This window comes from Aeromonas sp. 600774, assembly GCF_049175075.1.
In the GTDB taxonomy this organism is placed as follows: domain Bacteria; phylum Pseudomonadota; class Gammaproteobacteria; order Enterobacterales; family Aeromonadaceae; genus Aeromonas; species Aeromonas veronii_A.
In genome coordinates, this window is sequence record NZ_JAAKUJ010000036.1 from 1 (window position 1) to 648 (window position 648).

1 tRNA gene and 1 rRNA gene are annotated in these 648 nt (G+C 47.5%); both read right to left on the reverse strand.

Annotated elements, in window-relative coordinates:
* Nucleotides 1–280 precede the first annotated feature (280 nt).
* Nucleotides 281–356, reverse strand: a tRNA-Glu gene (locus G5171_RS20270).
* Between the two features lie 225 nt (nucleotides 357–581).
* Nucleotides 582–648: ribosomal RNA gene (locus G5171_RS20275) — 16S ribosomal RNA — on the reverse strand; the annotation flags it as partial.

Here is a 648-nt window from a genome sequence, read left to right on the forward strand (position 1 = left end):
CTGACTGCCAAGGCATCCACCATGTACGCTTAGTCACTTAACCATACAACCCCAAGAAGTGTCGGTGAAACCGGCACAGCCTGTTGTCGTACAACAAGGACCAAATAAAATTTGGTTTTCGCCAAGAAGTTTCCAAAGCACTTGTAACAAATGTTTGAGAACTACTTTTTAAATCAGCTTTCCAGATTGTTAAAGAGCATGTTTGCAACGGCTCAAGGCCGAAGAAAACAGACATAAACATGACTGCTTATGTCTGCATTCTTGTTAGCAAGAAGAGAAGTGGCGTCCCCTAGGGGATTCGAACCCCTGTTACCGCCGTGAAAGGGCGGTGTCCTAGGCCTCTAGACGAAGGGGACCCAAAATCATCTTTGCGCTGCGTCAGCAGTGCAGATTTTGGGTAATGGCGAGTGCCGAGCCTGCGAGGCCGAGCGCCATTATTCACATCCCAAAACCCAATGATAGGGCTTCTCTCGTTTGGCTTTCACCAAACAAGCACTGACGCTTTCGCATCAGGTCTTTGCTCTAACTACTTTGAATCAAGGCAATCTGTGTGAACACTCAACAACTTCGTCATCTTAAGGTAAGGAGGTGATCCAACCCCAGGTTCCCCTAGGGTTACCTTGTTACGACTTCACCCCAGTCATGAAT